The organism is Streptomyces sp. SID14478 (genome assembly GCF_010548525.1).
Classification (GTDB): Bacteria; Actinomycetota; Actinomycetes; order Streptomycetales; family Streptomycetaceae; genus Streptomyces.
On the sequence record NZ_JAAGMG010001103.1, the window covers coordinates 1 to 17971 of the forward strand.

19 protein-coding genes, 1 tRNA gene and 1 pseudogene are annotated in these 17971 nt (G+C 71.0%); 18 read left to right on the plus strand and 3 right to left on the minus strand.

Annotation, left to right across the window (positions count from 1 at the left end):
- From G3I40_RS35515 to obgE, 5 genes and pseudogenes are all read left to right on the plus strand, one after another.
- Positions 1 to 381 (plus strand): annotated as a pseudogene (locus G3I40_RS35515) (ribonuclease E/G); the annotation flags it as partial.
- 169 nt (positions 382 to 550) lie between these two features.
- Positions 551 to 856 carry a phospholipase D-like domain-containing protein gene (locus tag G3I40_RS35520; protein ID WP_203645366.1) on the plus strand — a complete coding sequence of 102 codons (306 nt, stop codon included), beginning with the start codon at positions 551 to 553 and terminating at the stop codon, positions 854 to 856.
- Positions 857 to 1057: 201 nt separating this feature from the next.
- Entirely contained in the window at positions 1058 to 1378 is a 321-nt protein-coding gene (gene rplU, locus G3I40_RS35525) for a 50S ribosomal protein L21 (RefSeq protein ID WP_164558957.1), read from the plus strand.
- 16 nt (positions 1379 to 1394) lie between these two features.
- On the plus strand, positions 1395 to 1652 hold the full coding sequence (gene rpmA / locus G3I40_RS35530; RefSeq protein WP_026245994.1) for a 50S ribosomal protein L27: 258 nt from the start codon (positions 1395 to 1397) through the stop codon (positions 1650 to 1652).
- Positions 1653 to 1787: 135 nt separating this feature from the next.
- Positions 1788 to 3236: a GTPase ObgE gene (gene obgE, locus G3I40_RS35535; protein ID WP_164558958.1), complete on the plus strand. Its 1449-nt coding sequence runs from the start codon at positions 1788 to 1790 to the stop codon at positions 3234 to 3236.
- A 92-nt stretch (positions 3237 to 3328) separates the two neighbouring features.
- Here the strand turns inward: obgE and G3I40_RS35540 are convergent, their stop codons facing one another.
- The gene (locus G3I40_RS35540) at positions 3329 to 5413 is read right to left on the minus strand and encodes a hypothetical protein (RefSeq protein WP_164558959.1); all 2085 of its coding nucleotides are present in this window, start codon (positions 5411 to 5413) and stop codon (positions 3329 to 3331) included.
- 261 nt (positions 5414 to 5674) lie between these two features.
- Between G3I40_RS35540 and proB the strand changes: the two genes are divergently transcribed.
- From proB to G3I40_RS35565, 5 genes are all read left to right on the plus strand, one after another.
- Positions 5675 to 6835, plus strand: coding sequence for a glutamate 5-kinase (gene proB, locus G3I40_RS35545; RefSeq protein ID WP_164558960.1), 1161 nt, complete (start codon positions 5675 to 5677; stop codon positions 6833 to 6835).
- Between the two features lie 167 nt (positions 6836 to 7002).
- Complete coding sequence (locus G3I40_RS35550; RefSeq protein ID WP_164558961.1) at positions 7003 to 7476, plus strand: hypothetical protein; 474 nt, start codon at positions 7003 to 7005, stop codon at positions 7474 to 7476.
- A 169-nt stretch (positions 7477 to 7645) separates the two neighbouring features.
- A complete protein-coding gene (locus G3I40_RS35555) occupies positions 7646 to 8935 on the plus strand; it encodes a glutamate-5-semialdehyde dehydrogenase (protein ID WP_164558962.1) in 1290 nt (429 codons plus the stop codon).
- A 78-nt stretch (positions 8936 to 9013) separates the two neighbouring features.
- Positions 9014 to 9604 carry a hypothetical protein gene (locus G3I40_RS35560; RefSeq protein ID WP_343245121.1) on the plus strand — a complete coding sequence of 197 codons (591 nt, stop codon included), beginning with the start codon at positions 9014 to 9016 and terminating at the stop codon, positions 9602 to 9604.
- An 89-nt stretch (positions 9605 to 9693) separates the two neighbouring features.
- Positions 9694 to 10773, plus strand: a complete 1080-nt coding sequence (locus G3I40_RS35565; RefSeq protein ID WP_164558964.1) for a hypothetical protein — start codon at positions 9694 to 9696, stop codon at positions 10771 to 10773.
- Between the two features lie 29 nt (positions 10774 to 10802).
- Here the strand turns inward: G3I40_RS35565 and G3I40_RS35570 are convergent, their stop codons facing one another.
- On the minus strand, positions 10803 to 11891 hold the full coding sequence (locus G3I40_RS35570) for a M48 family metallopeptidase (protein ID WP_164558965.1): 1089 nt from the start codon (positions 11889 to 11891) through the stop codon (positions 10803 to 10805).
- A 122-nt stretch (positions 11892 to 12013) separates the two neighbouring features.
- Between G3I40_RS35570 and G3I40_RS46670 the strand changes: the two genes are divergently transcribed.
- The 7 genes from G3I40_RS46670 to G3I40_RS35595 all read left to right on the plus strand — a co-directional run bounded on the left by G3I40_RS46670 (position 12014) and on the right by G3I40_RS35595 (position 16271).
- Entirely contained in the window at positions 12014 to 12157 is a 144-nt protein-coding gene (locus G3I40_RS46670; protein WP_203645368.1) for a hypothetical protein, read from the plus strand.
- A gap of 114 nt (positions 12158 to 12271) precedes the next feature.
- Positions 12272 to 12433, plus strand: a complete 162-nt coding sequence (locus G3I40_RS46675) for a hypothetical protein (RefSeq protein WP_203645369.1) — start codon at positions 12272 to 12274, stop codon at positions 12431 to 12433.
- 46 nt (positions 12434 to 12479) lie between these two features.
- Positions 12480 to 13142 carry a nicotinate-nucleotide adenylyltransferase gene (gene nadD, locus G3I40_RS35575; protein WP_164558966.1) on the plus strand — a complete coding sequence of 221 codons (663 nt, stop codon included), beginning with the start codon at positions 12480 to 12482 and terminating at the stop codon, positions 13140 to 13142.
- Between the two features lie 25 nt (positions 13143 to 13167).
- Entirely contained in the window at positions 13168 to 14844 is a 1677-nt protein-coding gene (locus G3I40_RS35580) for an LCP family protein (protein ID WP_164558967.1), read from the plus strand.
- Between the two features lie 129 nt (positions 14845 to 14973).
- Positions 14974 to 15432 carry a ribosome silencing factor gene (gene rsfS, locus G3I40_RS35585; RefSeq protein ID WP_164558968.1) on the plus strand — a complete coding sequence of 153 codons (459 nt, stop codon included), beginning with the start codon at positions 14974 to 14976 and terminating at the stop codon, positions 15430 to 15432.
- Positions 15429 to 16088 (plus strand): histidine phosphatase family protein, encoded by a 660-nt coding sequence (locus G3I40_RS35590; protein ID WP_164558969.1) that lies wholly within the window; start codon positions 15429 to 15431, stop codon positions 16086 to 16088. The genes rsfS and G3I40_RS35590 overlap by 4 nt, the downstream gene beginning before the upstream one ends.
- A gap of 110 nt (positions 16089 to 16198) precedes the next feature.
- A tRNA-Ala gene (locus G3I40_RS35595) sits at positions 16199 to 16271 on the plus strand.
- Positions 16272 to 16311: 40 nt separating this feature from the next.
- Here the strand turns inward: G3I40_RS35595 and G3I40_RS35600 are convergent.
- Positions 16312 to 17178: a helix-turn-helix transcriptional regulator gene (locus tag G3I40_RS35600; RefSeq protein ID WP_164558970.1), complete on the minus strand. Its 867-nt coding sequence runs from the start codon at positions 17176 to 17178 to the stop codon at positions 16312 to 16314.
- Between the two features lie 122 nt (positions 17179 to 17300).
- On the opposite strand from G3I40_RS35600, the gene G3I40_RS35605 reads away from it, so the two are divergent.
- A partial coding sequence (locus tag G3I40_RS35605) for an MFS transporter (protein ID WP_164558971.1) occupies positions 17301 to 17971 on the plus strand: 671 nt, incomplete at its 3' end.

Here is a 17971-nt window from a genome sequence, read left to right on the forward strand (position 1 = left end):
GAGGCCCCGGCTCCGGCCCGCCCGCGCCGTCGCGCCGTCCGCAAGGCCACGGCCCCCACCGCGTCCGAGGAGGCGGCCGTCATGGTCGTCCCGTCGGCCACGGAGGAGCCGGCGCCCGCGGCACAGCCGGAGCAGGCCGAGGACGAGGCGCCCGCCGCCAAGAAGACGGCCCGTAAGACGGCCAAGAAGGCGACGGCGAAGAAGGCCGCCACCAAGAAGACGGCGGCGACCAAGACCGCGGCCAAGAAGACGGCGGCGAAGAAGACGACGGCCAAGAAGGCGGCGACCAAGACCGCCGCCAAGAAGACGACCGCGAAGAAGACCGCGGCGGCCGAGCAGCAGGCGCTGCCGTCCGTCTCGGCCGCGGCCGACGAGGCCTGACGCTTCGGGATCCCAGGCTTCGGGATCCGAGGCCGCGAGGCCGGTAAACATCGGGAGCGCCCCCGTCACAGCAGCCCGCTGTGACGGGGGTGTCGCCATGTCCCGGCTCCTGCCTGCAAAACTCATGGGGTCGTACAAGTGAGGGCAGAGGCGCACGTTGGGGAGACGGGTGCCTGTGGACGGAGGGCCCGATCTTCAACGACCCGCTGGGCGCACCAAGTACGTGGCGATCGACGGCAAGTACGACGGCGCCCTCAACAAGATCACGTTCACCGGCTCGCAGAACGCCTCGGGCCCGGCGCTGCGCGAGAACGACGAGGCGTACGTCAAGATCGACGACGACTCCGTGCACGACACGTACCGCACGCACTTCCTGAACGTGTGGAACGTCGCGTACCCGGGAGCGAACGACAACACGAACCTGTGCAAGGGCGTCAAGGTCCTGCCGCAGGACGGTGAGGTGAAGACGGCGTGACGGGGCGGTCCGGGGCCGGTTTGACCCTTCTCATGGGTGACCCGTAACCTTGACCGTCGGCGTGTCCATAGATGCGTCTTACTCCCGTAAACCTTTTTCCTCCCGCGTACCCGGAGTCCTGCTGGACTGCGCGCATGCGGGAGAGGCCGCCTCGCGCGGCTGGACTGCGGGGGTTCCGTTCCGAGCGAGAGAGAGATCCGCGTGTACGCCATCGTGCGCAGCGGTGGCCGCCAGCACAAGGTTGCTGTCGGTGACATCGTTGAGGTTGACAAGCTTCCCACCGCCAAGGTCGGCGACACCGTAGAGCTCTCTACGCTGCTCGTGGTCGACGGCGAGGCCGTGACGAGTGACCCGTGGGTCCTTGCCGGCATCAAGGTCCAGGCCGAGATCGTGGACCACCACAAGGGCGCGAAGATCGACATCCTTCGCTACAAGAACAAGACCGGCTACCGCCGTCGTCAGGGCCACCGCCAGCAGTACACGGCGATCAAGGTCACTGAGATCCCCGCGGCTGCGAAGTAAGGGTAGGGACTGAGACATGGCACACAAGAAGGGCGCATCGTCCACTCGGAACGGGCGCGATTCCAATGCTCAGCGGCTCGGCGTGAAGCGCTTCGGCGGTCAGACCGTCAACGCCGGTGAGATCCTGGTCCGCCAGCGCGGCACCCACTTCCACCCGGGCAACGGCGTCGGCCGTGGCAAGGACGACACGCTGTTCGCGCTGGACGCCGGTGCGGTGGAGTTCGGTACCCACCGTGGCCGCAAGGTCGTGAACATCGTTCCGGTCGCCGCCTGAAAGGCAGCCTGACCGGTAGTTTTTCGCGAGGCGGACCTCACTTCCCCCTGGGGAAGCGGGTCCGCCTTTCGCGTGTTGAGCTGTAGACATTCCCGTACGTATTTCACGTACCGCTGTATCTGGAGGCACCGAACCATGACCACCTTCGTGGACCGCGTCGAACTTCACGTCGCCGCGGGTAGCGGGGGCCACGGCTGTGCCTCCGTCCACCGTGAGAAGTTCAAGCCGCTCGGCGGCCCGGACGGCGGCAACGGCGGCCGTGGCGGCGACGTCATCCTGGTCGTCGACCAGTCGGTGACCACGCTCCTCGACTACCACCACTCCCCGCACCGCAAGGCCACCGCGGGCAAGCCCGGCGAAGGCGGCAACCGCTCCGGCAAGGACGGCGAGGACCTGGTCCTGCCCGTCCCCGACGGCACCGTCATCCTCGACAAGCAGGGCAACGTGCTGGCCGACCTGGTCGGCCAGGGCACCAGCTTCGTCGCCGCCCAGGGCGGCCGCGGCGGCCTCGGCAACGCGGCCCTCGCCTCGGCCCGCCGCAAGGCCCCCGGCTTCGCGCTGCTCGGCGTCCCCGGCGATCTGCGCGACGTCGTCCTGGAGCTCAAGACCGTCGCCGACGTGGCGCTGGTGGGCTACCCGAGCGCCGGCAAGTCCTCGCTGATCTCGGTGCTCTCCGCCGCCAAGCCGAAGATCGCCGACTACCCCTTCACGACCCTCGTCCCGAACCTGGGCGTGGTGACCGCGGGCGCGACCGTCTACACGATCGCCGACGTCCCCGGCCTCATCCCCGGCGCCAGCCAGGGCAAGGGCCTCGGCCTGGAGTTCCTTCGCCACGTCGAGCGGTGCAGCGTGCTGGTGCACGTCCTGGACACGGCGACGCTGGAATCCGACCGCGACCCCGTCTCCGACCTCGACACCATCGAGGCCGAGCTGAAGGAGTACGGCGCGGGCCTGGAGAACCGCCCGCGTCTCGTCGTCCTCAACAAGATCGACGTGCCCGACGGCAAGGACCTCGCCGAGATGGTCCGGCCCGACCTGGAGGAGCGCGGCTACCGCGTCTTCGAGGTGTCGGCCGTCGCCCACAAGGGCCTCAAGGAGCTCTCCTTCGCGCTGGCCGAACTGGTCGCCGCGCACCGCGCCGCGCAGCCGAAGGAGGAGGCGACCCGCGTCGTCATCCGCCCGAAGGCCGTGGACGACTCCGGTTTCACGGTCGTGCGCGAGGACGCCGACGGCGAGCCGCTGTTCCGCGTGCGCGGCGAGAAGCCGGAGCGCTGGGTGCGCCAGACCGACTTCAACAACGACGAGGCCGTGGGCTACCTCGCCGACCGCCTCAGCCGCCTCGGCGTCGAGGACCAGCTGATGAAGGCGGGCGCCCGCAGCGGCGACGGCGTCGCCATCGGCCCCGAGGAGAACGCGGTCGTCTTCGACTGGGAGCCCACCATGATGGCGGGCGCCGAGATGCTCGGCCGCCGCGGTGAGGACCACCGCATGGAGGCGCCGCGTCCGGCCGAGCAGCGCCGGCGCGACCGGCAGGCGGCGCGGGACGAGGCACAGCAGGAGTTCGACGACTTCAAGCCGTTCTAGCTCCGGCTCCCGCCTGCGGCGGGCGTCGTCCGGCACAGCGGAAGGGCCCGGGAGGAATTCCTCCCGGGCCCTTCTCGCATGCTGGGGACGCGCTATGCCGTGACGGAGTCCTCCGGCTCCGCCGCCGTCACCTCGGCCACCTGCTCCTCGATGGAGTCCTCGCGCTGCGCGGGGATCTCCGACTCGCCGCGGGCGGCCATCCGCAGGCGGCGCTCGTCGGCGCGGGTGCACAGGGCGCGCACGGCGACGTTGAAGCGGTCCATGGACGGCGGGTCCGAGGGGCCCAGGAGGTGTTCCTTCAGCTCCAGGCGCGCCTCGGCGTACACGTCCTCGGCCTCGCCCCGGACGGCCGCGAGGAGGCCGGGCACGCCCTGCGCGTCGGGCGTCAGGATGGTGGCGGCGCTCACCGTCGGGAAGCCGGTGCGGAAGTCGGTCTCCGCCAGGCCCGAGGTGTTGGCGACGGCGTACGGCTTCTCGCTGGCGAGCCAGTCGGAGACGACCGAGGAGACGTCCGAGATCAGCACGTCGGCCTGGTTGAAGCAGGTGAAGATCGCGGGGCGGGCCTCGGTGACGATCAGGTGCTCCCACTCGGGGAACGACGCCCAGTAGGCCTGCTCCCACGCGGCCGTCGCCTGGGCCACGGCCGCCTGCCGGCCGCCGTCGGGGCGGCCCTGCAGCAGCATCTTCTCCATCTCGTCGGCGCTCGTGCGAAACGCCGTGGAGGTCAGCTCGTCGAGCGTCGCGGCGGCGCGGGCCAGCTCGGTGGCGGCCTCGGGGCCCGGACGCGCGCCGGAGCGGCGGGTGTTGGCCTCACGGATCATCGCCATGATGCGCGCGTTGGCGGCGCCCGCGGCCGGGACCTGCGAACCGGTCATCGGGTGCGGCTTGTAGATCAGGCGCACGCGGTCGTCGGCGAGCAGGTGCCGCACGATGTTCTCGCCGGCCAGGACCACCGAGGTGTTGCCGGGGTTGCCGTCCCAGCCCTCCCACGTGGGGGCGTACAGGACGGTCGTGTACGGCTTGTCCTTCGCCGGGCCGGTGCCGACCGTGATGGGGGACAGCTGCGGGCGGCCCACCTCCACGACGTCCTTGTCCTCGACGCCGACGTCGGCCAGCTGGTAGCGGTCGCGCGCCGCGGCGCCCGCCACCCACACCTCGTCGTACGCCTTCGCGTACGGGTTGCAGGAGGAGAGCTTGTCGGACTCGCCGTGGTTGATGAAGGCGTGCTTGACCGTGGGGATGCGCAGCACCTGGGAGGTCTTCGCGGCGTTCGCCGGGTGCAGCATCATCTTCAGCGTCGAGTTCTCCAGGGAGAACATCGTGGCGACCTTCGGGAAGCAGATGATCGGCACGTCGGTGGCGTCGATCTTGTTCACCATGAAGCGCTCGCGCAGCACGATCAGCGGCTTGCCGTCCACGTCGGCGAGCGTGGAGAGCCACATGTTCGCCTGGTACGCGGACGTCGTGCCGCCGGAGAAGTACATGGCCACGGTCGGCCGGTAGTCGGCCAGCCACTTGTCCAGCCACGCCATGACCTGCGCCTCGCTCTTGGCCCGCTTCTTGGGGAGCAGCCAGGTGCCGAGGTAGAGCATGCCGCCGCCGAACAGGGCGACCGAGAGGCCGATGCCGATGCCGCCCCAGTACGCGTCGGTCGTCGCGGCCGTGAGCAGCAGGCCGACGGTGGCCGGAACGGAGAAGGACAGCATGCGGTGGCTGGAGCGGCGGGCCAGGATGCGCGGCGGGGCCGCGGACAGCCGCAGCGCCGAGGCGTCGATGTTGCGCGTGAGGATCGGCAGCGTACGGGTGCGGCGCACCAGGACCGCGGCGGCCTGGCAGCCGAAGTGCAGCACGTAGACGGCGAGGAGCGCGATCAGCAGGGGTGCCTGCTCGCCGAGCGGGTCGATGCCGTCGATGCGCAGCAGGCCGACGAGGATCAGCATGTCGCGCAGCAGCTGCCGCACGGTCACGTCGAAGCGGACCTTGCCCAGGAGAGTCAACAGACCCGGCTGCTTGAACTGCAGGTACGTGTCGAGGGCGAGGCCGGCCGCGCTCGCGGCGACGAACACCGGAACGTACGGGACGAGCGCGCTGGCGAGCTGGGCCACGTAGAGCGCGAACATCGCGAGCAGCGCTGACAGCTGCACGACGCGGCGGGGGGCAAGTCCGGCGGAGGGCACGGGCTGGGCTCCTGGCAGGGATCGGAGGGTGGGGAGACCGTGGGGGGTTGGTCCACCTCGATGAAAAGGCTGACCACTGACCGTATGACTTTCGGAGGTCCCGTAGCAATCCTCCGTGACACGGATCACCGGATATAGGGGCAAAGGGAACGGAACGCTCGGGACCAAATTCCCGTCCGGGGCGCCTCTGGGAGGCATGGAGGTGTCCGTCCCTCGAAACCCGAGAGCGCCCGGATGACCACGTCACGTAAATTGCGAGCCATGTCAGGGGTAAGGCAGGGCGTGGCGGAAGCGCGCCGGATCGTGGTCAAGGTCGGATCGTCATCGCTCACCACGGCGGCGGGGGGCCTGGACGCGGACCGCGTCGACGCCCTCGTGGACGTCCTGGCGCGGCACCGGAACGTGGGGGCGGCCCGTGGGCCCGCGGCCGAGGGCGGGGGAGAGAAGGAGATCGTCCTCGTCTCCTCCGGCGCCATCGCCGCCGGACTCGCCCCGCTGGGGCTGACCCGCCGCCCCAAGGACCTCGCCCGCCAGCAGGCCGCGGCCAGCGTCGGCCAGGGCCTCCTCGTCGCCCGTTATGCCGCCTCCTTCGCGCGCTACGGAGTCCGCGTCGGCCAGATCCTGCTGACCAGCGACGACATGGCCCGCCGCGCCCACCACCGCAACGCCTCGCGCACCCTGGACCAGCTCCTCGCGATGGGCGCCTTCCCGATCGTCAACGAGAACGACACGGTTGCCACCGACGAGATCCGCTTCGGCGACAACGACCGGCTCGCCGCCCTCGTCGCCCACCTCGTCCACGCCGACCTGCTGGTCCTCCTGTCCGACGTGGACGGCCTCTACGACGGGGACCCGGCCAGGCCCGGCAGCTCCCGCATCGCCGAGGTGCGCGGCCCCGCCGACATAGCGCACGTCAGGATCGGCAGCGCCGGGAAGGCGGGCGTCGGCACGGGCGGCATGGTCACCAAGGTCGAGGCCGCCTCGATCGCCGCCGCGGCCGGCATCCCCGTCGTCCTCACCTCCGCCTCGCACGCCTCCGACGCGCTCGCCGCCCGCGACACCGGCACCTACTTCCACCGCACCGGGCGGCGCAGCGCCGACCGGCTGCTCTGGCTCCAGCACGCGTCCACCCCGCAGGGGGCGATCACGCTGGACGACGGCGCCGTACGGGCCGTGGTCGAGGGGCGCAAGTCGCTGCTGCCCGCCGGGATCGCCGCCGTCGAGGGCGAGTTCAGCGCGGGCGACCCGGTCGAGCTGCGCGACGTCGCCGGCCGTGCCGTCGCCCGCGGCCTGGTCAACTTCGACGCCAAGGAGATCCCGCAGCTGATCGGCCGTTCCACCCGGGAGCTCGCCCGCGACCTCGGCCCCGCCTACGAGCGCGAAGTCGTACACAGGGACGACCTGGTCCTCCTGCGGGCGTGATCCGGGCCCGTCCGCCTTCGAAACCGCTGGGTAATCGGCCGAAAGCCTGCCACCCGAGGGGGACCTTCCCCAAAACCACCACACGATCCCTCGTGGCCTGCTGAACTCTTGATGTAAGGAGTTCACGCAGGGGAGTTCCGCACCACCATTGCGCAAAGGAGGCCGTCGTGAGACGAGCGCGCCCGGGGGCGACGTCCCGAGCGTCGGCGGAGCGGGCACTGACCAGCGTGGCCGCCGGGGACACGTACGAACAGGAGGCGGCCGCCGAGCGGGTCGACGGGGGAGCGATGGCCGAACAGGGCCCCCGCCTGTGGCACATCACGCTCAGCGTCTCCGGCGCCGAGGCCCCCCTCACGGAGGTGCGCCGCGGCCTCGAACAGCTCGCTCACGACCACCCCTTTCTGCTGACCAGCCGCTACGCCGTCGACCACGCCGAGATCCGCTACTGGGAAGAGGCCCGCGACCTGCACGACGCGGCGGCCGTCGCCCTGCGGCTGTGGGGCGAGCACCGGCAGACCTCCCAGCTGCCGCCCTGGGAGATCGTGGGCCTGGAGGTCATCGACCGCCAGACCTACCACCACCGCATCGCGGAGGGCTACGGCCCGCTCCCGGCGACCCCGGTGGGCGTGCACCCCTTCTAGGAGGTGCTTCGCCCCGGCCCGCCAGGGGAGCGCGGAGAACCGCACGACCAGCCCGCGACCACCGGCGGCCCACCGCCGCGAGCACTCCCCGAACCGACCCGTTTCGGCCATGTCTCACCCCCCGAAACGGCCTCTGGACGTCCCCCCGTCCCCCGTTACCCTGCGGAGCATGACGTCGCCTTCGCTCAACCCGTACGACTCGATGACTCCGGTCACCCGGGCCGCCTACCGTGCCCGCGCCGCCGCCAACGACCTCGCCCCGCTGCCGCGCGCCGAGAAGGACGACGCGCTCGCGGCGATCGCCGACGCCCTCGAAGTGCGTACGGCGGAGATCGTCGAGGCCAACGCCAAGGACATCGCCCGCGCCCGCGAGGCCGGCACCAGCGAGTCGATCATCGACCGGCTGACCCTGACCCCGGAGCGGGTCCGCGCCATCGCCTCCGACGTGCGCGACGTCATCGCCCTGCCCGACCCGGTCGGCACCGTCGTGCGCGGCAACACCCTGCCCAACGGCATCGACCTGCGCCAGGTCCGCGTCCCGCTCGGCGTCGTCGGCATCATCTACGAGGCCCGCCCGAACGTCACCGTGGACGCGGCCGCCCTCTGCCTCAAGTCGGGCAACGCCGTGCTCCTGCGCGGCAGTTCCTCCGCGTACGAGTCCAACACCGCGCTCGTGCGCGTCCTGCGCGACGCCGTCGGCGGCAGCGGTCTGCCCGCCGACGCGATCCAGCTCGTGCCCGGCGAGAGCCGCGACTCGGTCACCGAGCTGATGCGCGCCCGCGGCCTCGTCGACGTCCTGATCCCGCGCGGCGGCGCCTCCCTCATCAAGAACGTCGTGGAGCACTCGATCGTCCCCGTCATCGAGACCGGCACCGGCAACTGCCACGTGTACGTCGACGCGGACACCGACATCGACATGGCGATCGACATCCTCGTCAACTCCAAGGCGCAGCGTCCCTCCGTGTGCAATGCCGCAGAGACGCTCCTCGTCCACCAGGACGTCGCCGACGCGTTCGTGCCGCGCGCCCTGGACGCCCTCGCCGACGCCGGAGTCACCGTCCACGCGGACCCGCGCATCCTCGGCTACGCCGGCCAGACCAAGGCCACCGTCGTCGAGGCCACCCACGACGACTGGGAGACCGAGTACCTCTCCTACGACATCGCCGCCGCCGTCGTCGACGACCTGGACAAGGCCGTCGAGCACATCCGGCTGTGGTCCTCCGGCCACACCGAGGCGATCGTCACCACCTCGCAGGCGGCCGCCCGCCGCTTCACCCAGCTCGTCGACTCCACGACCGTCGCGGTGAACGCCTCGACCCGCTTCACCGACGGCGGACAGTTCGGCTTCGGCGCCGAGATCGGCATCTCCACGCAGAAGCTGCACGCCCGGGGGCCCATGGGGCTGCCGGAGCTGACGAGCACCAAGTACATCGTCACCGGGGACGGCCACACGCGCTGAGCAGGCCCCGATGGGTGCTTTCGCGGTGAATTCCCTTACCGTCTGCCCAAATTGACCCCTCAGGTCTACTCTGGACGAGTGCCGGAGGACGTGGGGGGCGGGCCGTTTCCGGACGGCTGGGAGCCCGACGACGACCACGACCGCGGGGGCTGGGACGAAGAGTTCGCCTCCGTGGTCTTCGACGAGGACTTCGTAAAGGCTGCCGAGGTCCACGAGCCCACCGCGGTCGAGCGACTGCTCGCCGCGGCCCAGGCACGTGCCGAGGCCCAGGAGACCGAGGCCCGCAGGGCACGCATACGCCGCGCACCGGACGACGACTTCTACGAGGACGGCGAGGGGTACGGCCGCGACGACGCGGGCGGGTTCGGCCGGGGCCCCGACGACGTCGACGACCTGTACGAGGAGCGGCTCGGACGCGACAGCAGGACCGGACTGACCTCGGGCATGGCCCGCTGGCGCAGGCCCGTCGCCTGGGCACTCGCCCTGCTCATGGGCATCGGCATGGTCGCCCTCGCCTTCACGGCCGTCTACCGCGGCGCCTCCTCGGGCCGCTCGGACCAGGTGCCGCCGCCCGCGACCACCGAGCTGGAGAAGGGCGTGCCGGCCCCGCCCTCCGCCTCCGCGGACTACTCCCGGCCCGCCGTCTCGGCCGTCCCGCGCACGCCCTGACCGGCCGCTGACCGCCTCCGGGACGAGCTGTCCGAACTTGTCGTGCACCGGGGCGTTTACCTGAGGTCCCGGAGACCTACCCTGAAGGTATGGGCGGGCCTGGAGACCCACCGGAGGGGACACCGGACAGCGGACCCGGCGGTGGCGGCGGCAGCGAGGACGAATACCGATCCGTCGTGTTCGACGAGTCGTTCGTCAAGGCTGCCCGGCTCCAGGAGTTCTCCGCGCGGGAGCGCATCACCGATCACGCCCCGGCCGTGCGCCGCACGCCCGCGCTGCGCCGCGGACTGACCCGGCAGGCCGTCGTCCTCGCCGTCCTGATCGTCGTCGCCTTCGGCACCGCGATCTACATGGGCGTCCGCAGCCCGTACCGCACGACCCCCGTCGCCCGGGGCACCGAACCGCTGCGGATGACCGTGATCCCGCTCGCCCCGGACCGCGCGGTACCGGGCGCGGTCTCCACCGGCGACCTGTACGAGCACAGCCCCGCCACCCAGTTCCACGTGGCCGCCGACGGCATCGCGCTGCCCACCACCAAGCGCACCGCGCACTTCTCCGACAGCCAGGTCGTCACTGCCCTGACCACCGCCAAGGACTACCTCGTCGACTCCTCGCTCGACCCGGACGTGCTCACCGGGGGCACGGCGCGGCCCGTGCGCATGCTCGTCGACCCGCAGCAACTCGGCCAGTTCGACGAGAGCTTCGAGAAGCCGGTCACGGACGGACGGCACGCGGCGACCGGCTGGCTGGTCCGCTTCGACCCCGCGCAGACGGAGCTCGCCGACCCCCACATCCGCGTCCAGGGCACCCTGCACTTCGCCGAGACGACCGCGGACACCCTCGAAGTGAGCTCGGACCACACCTTCGTGTACGCGCTGCGGCCCGCCGGAGCCCCGGACGGGGCCAAGGCGTCCCTGTTCACGGTCCGCCGCGAGCTGCACTTCCGCTTCGACCGCGAGGACCTGCGCAACCACCAGGCCGAACTGCTCGTGTCCTACGTCCAGGCGGGACCGCTCGCCTGCGCCGCGGACACCGCCGCGTACCTGCGCCCGCTGCTCGCCGGACAGACGGCGAAGGAGGACGGCCCGGCGGGCACCGACCCGTACGCGACGGGCAGTGCGACCGCGCTGTGCGGCGCGCTCGCACCGAGCGCCGAGCCGTCCGTGTAACTCCCGCTACTGCTCAGGGAGGTGAGGGCTCACTCGCTGTCGTCGTCGCGGGTTCCGTGGTTGCCGTTGTTGCCCCCGCCGCCCCCGCCGAAGTTCCCGAAGCCGCGCCGCACCCGGCCGCCCAGGTCGCCGGCGCCGCCCGCGAGATCGCTGACCAGCTTCATCAGCGGGTCCTTCGAGTTCTTCACGTGGTCCGTGTAGTGCGAGGCCGACTCGCGGAACGAGTCGGTGACCCTGGTCTCCTTGTCCTCCTCGCGGCGCGGGTAGTGCCCGTCCATCAGCCGCTGGTAGTCGCGCGACTCCGCCCACTTCTTCAGCTCGGCGGCGCGCACCGTGGTGAACGGGTGCGTACGCGGCAGCACGTTCAGGATCTTCAGGACGGAGTCGCGCAGATCGCCCCCGGCCTCGTACTCCTCGGCCTGCTTGAGGAACGCGTCCACGTTCATCTCGTGCAGGTGGTTGCCGCCCGCGATCTTCATCAGGCCGCGCATGGAGGCCGCCAGGTCCTGGCCGACCAGCAACCCGGCGCGGTCCGCGGACAGTTCGGACTTGCGGAACCACTCGCGCAGCGCCGTCACGATCGCCATGATCGCGAGGTTGCCGAGCGGGATCCACGCGACGCGGAGCGCCAGGCTGGTCAGGAACAGCAGTATCGTCCGGTAGACCGAGTGCCCCGACAGCGCGTGGCCGACCTCGTGGCCGACGACCGCCCGCATCTCCTCCTCGTCGAGCAGCTCCACCAGCCCCGTGGTCACGACGATGATCGGCTCGTCCAGGCCGATGCACATCGCGTTCGGCTGCGGGTCCTGGTTGACGTACATCGGGGGGACCTTCTCCAGGTCCAGGATGTGACAGGCGTCCTGCAGCATGACGTGCAGGTGCGCGAACTGGTCGTCCGAGACGCGCACGGAGTCCGACAGGAACAGCAGGCGCAGACTGCGCTCCGGCAGCAGGCCGCTCAGCGCCTTGAAGACCGTGTCGAAGCCGGTGAGCTTGCGCAGCGCCACCAGCGCGGAGCGGTCCGCCGGATGCTCGTACGCCCGCGAGGAGATCGCCGGGAAGCGCCTGCGCGCCCTGCTGGGTACGTTCTCGTGCTCTTCGTTCGGTACGTCGGGCATGCGGCCCCCCATGTCGATGGCATGCCGCCGTCGGCCGGCGGTCTTCGGTTGTGCCCCCGAGGCGATGTCCACCCTAGGCGGAGATACCGTGACGGGGCAGCACACAGAAGGAGCTAACCGTCATGGATCACTTCGATCACGTCCTCAGCGCCGCCGCGGCCGACCAGGGCCCCGGCAATCTGCTGCGCATCGTGCTGATCGTCGCCGTGCTCGGCGCCGTTTTCCTGGGCTGGTTCCTGTTGCGCGGCTACAAGCGCGACGACTGATGCGGCACATCTGAGGTCCGTACGGCAGAGTCGGCGTGAGCGGCACGAGGGCCCCCGCTTACGATGGGTCAGAAGTCTTTATCCCGATCCCACACCGGATAGGTCCTGCTGAAGATGAGCCTCCCAAGCACCGCTGCCCAGCTGGCCACTCTCGCCGAGGGCGGCGAGCACGGCGGCAACCACGAAAGCCTCAGCCCGCTCGTGACGGGCGGTGGCGCGTTCCTCATCCTGCTCCTGCTGCTGTGGATCGTGACCCGCTTCAACCGCGACCGCTGACGGCCGGGAGCGGACCATCCGGATCGGGCCAGTAGGCTCTGCACGCATGGGAGCGCAGGACATGCCTACCGGCCCGGTCAACAGCCCGGCCGGCGGCCCGGATCGTGAGTGGGTCTCGGCCGCCAAGCGACGCCTCGGCGTCATGGGCGGAACGTTCGACCCGATCCACCACGGACACCTGGTGGCGGCCAGTGAGGTCGCCGCGCAGTTCCACCTCGACGAGGTGGTGTTCGTGCCGACCGGGCAGCCGTGGCAGAAGAGCGACAAGAAGGTCTCACCGGCCGAGGACCGCTATCTGATGACGGTCATCGCGACCGCCGAGAACCCGCAGTTCTCGGTGAGCCGGATCGACATCGACCGCGGCGGAGCGACGTACACCACGGACACACTGCGCGATCTGCGCGCACTCAATCCGGACACCGACCTCTTTTTCATCACGGGCGCCGACGCTCTCAGCCAGATCCTCACCTGGCGTTACACCGAAGAGCTCTTCTCCCTGGCACACTTCATCGGCGTCACCCGGCCCGGCCACACACTCGCCAACCCCGGACTTCCCGAGGACGGCGTCTCGTTCGTCGAGGTGCCCGCGCTCGCGATCTCGTCCACGGACTGCCGGGACAGGGTCGCCAAGGGTGACCCCATCTGGTACATGGTGCCGGACGGTGTGGTGCGCTACATCGACAAGCGCCAGCTGTACCGAGGCGAATGACCCTGCACCGCCGAGAGGGGCATCGGTGAACGACCGCTACGACGGTTACGACCAGCGCAACGAGAACTACGAGCTGGTCGGCTACGACGAGTTCGGCCAGCCGGTGTACCGGCAGGTCCAGCAGGCGCCGTCGTACGGGCAGCACGCGCAGAACCCGGCGTACGGGTACGGCTACGACCCGTACGCGACCGGGCAGCAGCCGCCGGTGGCGCCCGCGCCGCCCGCCCAGTCCTACGATCCGTACGCGAGCGGCGGCTACGACCCGTACGGCCAGGCCGCCGGGACCGGTGAGCAGCCCCGCGTCACACAGCAGACGCACCAGCCGCACCCGGCACAGCCGACGCACCAGGAACAGCCGGTGCAGCCGCCACAGCAGCAGGCCACCGCCTACATCCCGCAGCAGGCCCCGCCGCGGGAGCCCGAGGCGCAGGGCGAGGAGCGCGACTACCGCACCGAGCAGTTCTCCTTCGTCGAGGAGCCGGACGAGAACTCCGAAGACGTCATCGACTGGCTGAAGTTCACCGAGTCGCGCAGCGAGCGGCGCGAGGAGGCCAGGCGCCGCGGCCGCAACCGGGTCGTCGCCCTCGTCGTCGTCCTCGCCCTGTGCGTGGCGGGCGGCGTCGGCTACCTCTGGTACGCGGACAAGCTGCCGTTCCTGTCGAAGGACGACGCGAAGGGCGGCGCCGCGGCGGCGACGGGACCGCAGAACCGGGACGTCATCGTCGTCCACCTGCACAACACCAAGGGCGGCGGCACCTCCACCGCACTGCTGGTGAACAACACCACCACCAAGCAGGCCACGACGGTCCTGCTGCCCAACTCGCTCGCCCTGCAGTCCGACGACGGCACCGCCACCACCCTCAGCAAGTCCGTCGACGACGACGGGTCCTCCGGCACCAGCGAGGCGCTCGACACCCTGCTCGGCACCGACGTCGAGGGCACCTGGCGACTGGACACCCCCTACCTCAGCAACCTCGTGGACCTCGTCGGCAACATCGACGTGGACACGAACGCGGACGTCCCCGACCCCGCCAAGAAGGGCACGTTCCTCGTCCACAAGGGCCAGGAGCAGACCCTCAGCGGCGCGGCCGCCGTCGCCTACGCCACGTACCGGGGCAAGGGCGAGGCGGAGACGGCGCAGCTCATGCGGTTCGGCCAGGTCATGCAGGGCGTGCTGCGCAAGCTGTCGTCCGACCCGCAGGCCGCGACCACCACCGTGCAGACGCTCGCCCAGATCCTCGATCCGTCACTGAACGAGAAGGACCTCGGCGCCTTCCTCGCCAAGCTCGCCGACCGTGCCAAGGAGGGCGACTACAAGACCGCCCTGCTGCCGGTCCAGCAGAACGGCGGCCTGTCGGAGTCGGCCTCGAACTCCGTGGTCAAGGACGTCCTCGGCGGCACCGTCAAGGCCCCGGCCCAGGGCGACTCGCTGCGCGTCGCCATCAAGAACGCCACCGGCGACCAGGGCCGCACCGAGAAGGCCCGCGTCGCCCTGGTCAACGGCGGCTACACCTTCGTCTCCGGCGGCACCGGGTCCTCCGTCGCCACGTCCCTGGTGACGTACGCCGACGACGCGCGCAAGCAGGACGCCACCGAGGTCGCCAAGACGCTCGGCCTGCCGGCCACGGCGGTGAAGAAGGGCAGCGCCGCCGCGAACGCGGACGTGTCCGTGGTCCTCGGCTCCGACTACACCGGCACATGAGCCCTCCGGCGCCCCCGCACGCGGGGGCGCCGGTCACGCCGTGAGGCGGGTCAGCGGTCCGTGAGACCCTTGGGGTACACCCCCGTGAGGTAAGCCCGGGGATCATGACCGCCGACGGAAAGCCTTGTAGTGACCGCCACTGACCGTTCCCACGAGCTCATCAACGTCGCCGCACAGGCGGCCGCCGACAAGCTCGCGCACGACATCATCGCCTACGACGTCAGCGACGTGCTGTCCATCACGGACGCCTTCCTGCTGGCCTCTGCGCCCAACGACCGCCAGGTCAAGTCGATCGTCGACGAGATCGAGGAGCGCCTGAACAAGGAGCTCGGCGCCAAGCCGGTCCGCCGCGAGGGCGACCGCGACGCCCGCTGGATCCTGCTCGACTACGTCGACATCGTCGTCCACGTCCAGCACAGCGAGGAGCGCGTCTTCTACGCCCTGGAGCGGCTGTGGAAGGACTGCCCCGAGCTGGACCTGCCGGCCGAGGCCAAGGCCACCCGCGGCAAGGGTGCCGAGCACGCCCAGCGCGAGCAGGCGGCCGAGGAAGCGGAGGAGATGCGCGAACTCGGCGGTGAGGTTCTTTGACCAGCGGTTCCCCCGCAGGGCATCGCGGCCGCCGCGTCGTCCTGTGGCGGCACGGCCAGACGTCCTGGAACCTGGAGCGCCGCTTCCAGGGCACCACGGACATCGCGCTGACGGAGACCGGCGTCGGGCAGGCCAAGCGGGCCGCCCGGCTGCTCGCCTCGCTGAAGCCGGACGCCATCGTCGCCTCCGACCTGCAGCGCGCCGCCGCCACCGCCGCTGAACTGGCCGCCCTGACCGGCCTCGACGTCACGTACGACGAGGGCCTGCGCGAGACGTACGCCGGACAGTGGCAGGGCCTCACGCACGAGGAGATCATCGGCCGCTACGGCGACCAGTACGCCGCGTGGAAGCGCGGCGAGCCCGTGCGCCGCGGCGGCGGCGAGCTGGAGACCGAGGTGGCCGACCGGGCCGCGCCCGTCGTGCTGCGGCACGCGGACAAGGTGCCGGACGGCGGCCTGCTCGTCGTGGTCAGCCACGGCGGCACCATCCGCACCACCATCGGCCGCCTCCTGGGCCTGGAGTCCGTCCACTGGGAGGGGCTCGGAGGCCTGTCGAACTGCTGCTGGTCCGTCCTCGGGGAGGGCGCACGCGGCTGGCGCCTGCTCGAGCACAACGCGGGCACACTGCCCGAGCCGGTGCTCGGCGACGACGACTGAACCGGTCCCCGCGGGCCGCGGGGACCGGATTTCACTTTCCGGCAGGTCGCAGGCTAAAGTTCTTCTTGTTCGGCCCGCGGGGGAAAAGCCCGCAGGGAAGGACGAGACGAGGGGCTATAGCTCAGTTGGTAGAGCGCCTGCATGGCATGCAGGAGGTCAGGAGTTCAATTCTCCTTAGCTCCACAGAAAGTCCTGGTTCCCAGGCAGCGAAGATCCCGTCCCGTCAGGGGCGGGATCTTTTGTGTACCGCCCGGATCCTCCCCAGGAGCTCGCGCGTCTCCTCGTCCGCCGGGGAGTACGTCACGATGCGGCACTCCGGCATTCCGTGGATCGACAGGGACACCGACGTCATCCGCAGCTCGCCGTCGACCGCCAGGTGCCGGAACGTCTTCACCCGCGGCCCCGGCCGCGCCACGTCACCGCTCTCCCACAGGGAAGCGAAATAGGGGCTGGCCGCCGCCAGCCGGTGCAGGAAGCCCTCCCATGCCGGCTCGCCCGCATGCCGTCCGTACCCGGCGCGCAGCGTCGCCACCATCATGGGCAGCTCGGTCTCCCGGAACACCAGCGGGCAGGTGCGCTCGGGGGCCACGAACAGCGTCCACAGTGCGTTCGGCACGGGGCCCATCGGCTCGGGGGCCGACATCAGGAACAGCGCGCGGTAGGCGTCGTTGGTCGCCATCAGGTCGAAGCGGGCGTTGTACACCACCGCAGGCAGCGGATCCATCGTGTCGAGGATGCCCTGGATCTCCGGGCCGACAGTCTGGGCGAGGGCCTCCGGCGCCGGCGTGTACGCCACCTCCGCCAGGTGGTACAGGTGCTCGCGCTCCGGCCGGTCGAGCCGCAGGGTGCGCGCGATCGCGTCCAGGACCTGCGACGAGGCGTTGATGGGGCGGCCCTGCTCCAGCCACGTGTACCAGGTGACGCCCACGCCGGAGAGCTGTGCGACCTCCTCGCGGCGCAGCCCGGGGGTGCGTCTGCGCGGGCCCGGGGGCATGCCGACGTCCTGCGGGGTCACGCGGGCGCGGCGGCCGCGCAGGAAGGCGGCCAGCTCGGGCCTGCGGTGGTCCTTCGCCCGGTGCGTGGTGGTCATCGACGTCACATCCCCCATCGTCCGCCGCTGCCCCGGCCCCCGGAAGGGACGTACCGGGTGCTGCCGGTACCAGCATCAGCGGGCTCTCGTTACCCGTATCCGATCGGCGTCAGGCTCCAGGCATGACGACAACCGTCCCGGAAAGCCCGCGTTCCCCAACTCCCGGATCCAGTAAAGCCCCTGGCACTGACAACGGCCCCGCGGCCGGTCGCGGGCGGCTGCTCGCGGTGGTCCTCGCCGCCCAGTTCATGGCGGTCCTCGACGTGTTCATCGTGAACGTCGCGGCGCCCACGATCCGTACCGATCTCGACGCGTCCGGCGCCGCGTTGCAACTGGTCGTCGCCGGATACACCATCACGTACGCCGTGCTGCTGATCACCGGCGCGCGGCTCGGCGACCTGTTCGGCCACCGCCGTGCCGTGCTCGGCGGACTCGCCGTGTTCACCGCGGCCTCGCTCGCCTGCGGACTGGCGCAGAGCGGCGGCCAGTTGATCGCGTTCCGGATGCTGCAGGGCGTCGGCTCGGCGCTGATGATCCCGCAGGTGCTCAGCCTCATCCAGCGGCACTTCGCCGGCGAGGCCCGCACCCGTGCGCTCGGCGCGTACGCGGCCGTGCTCGCCGTGGGCGCCGCGGCCGGGCAGGTGCTCGGCGGGGTCCTCGTCAGCGCCGATCTGTTCGGTACCGGCTGGCGCGCGGTGTTCCTGGTGAACGTGCCCGTCGGCCTGGCCCTGCTCGCCCTCGGGCGGCGGGAGCTGCCCCGCGACGGTGCGCGCAGGGCGGGGCGGGCGCGGCC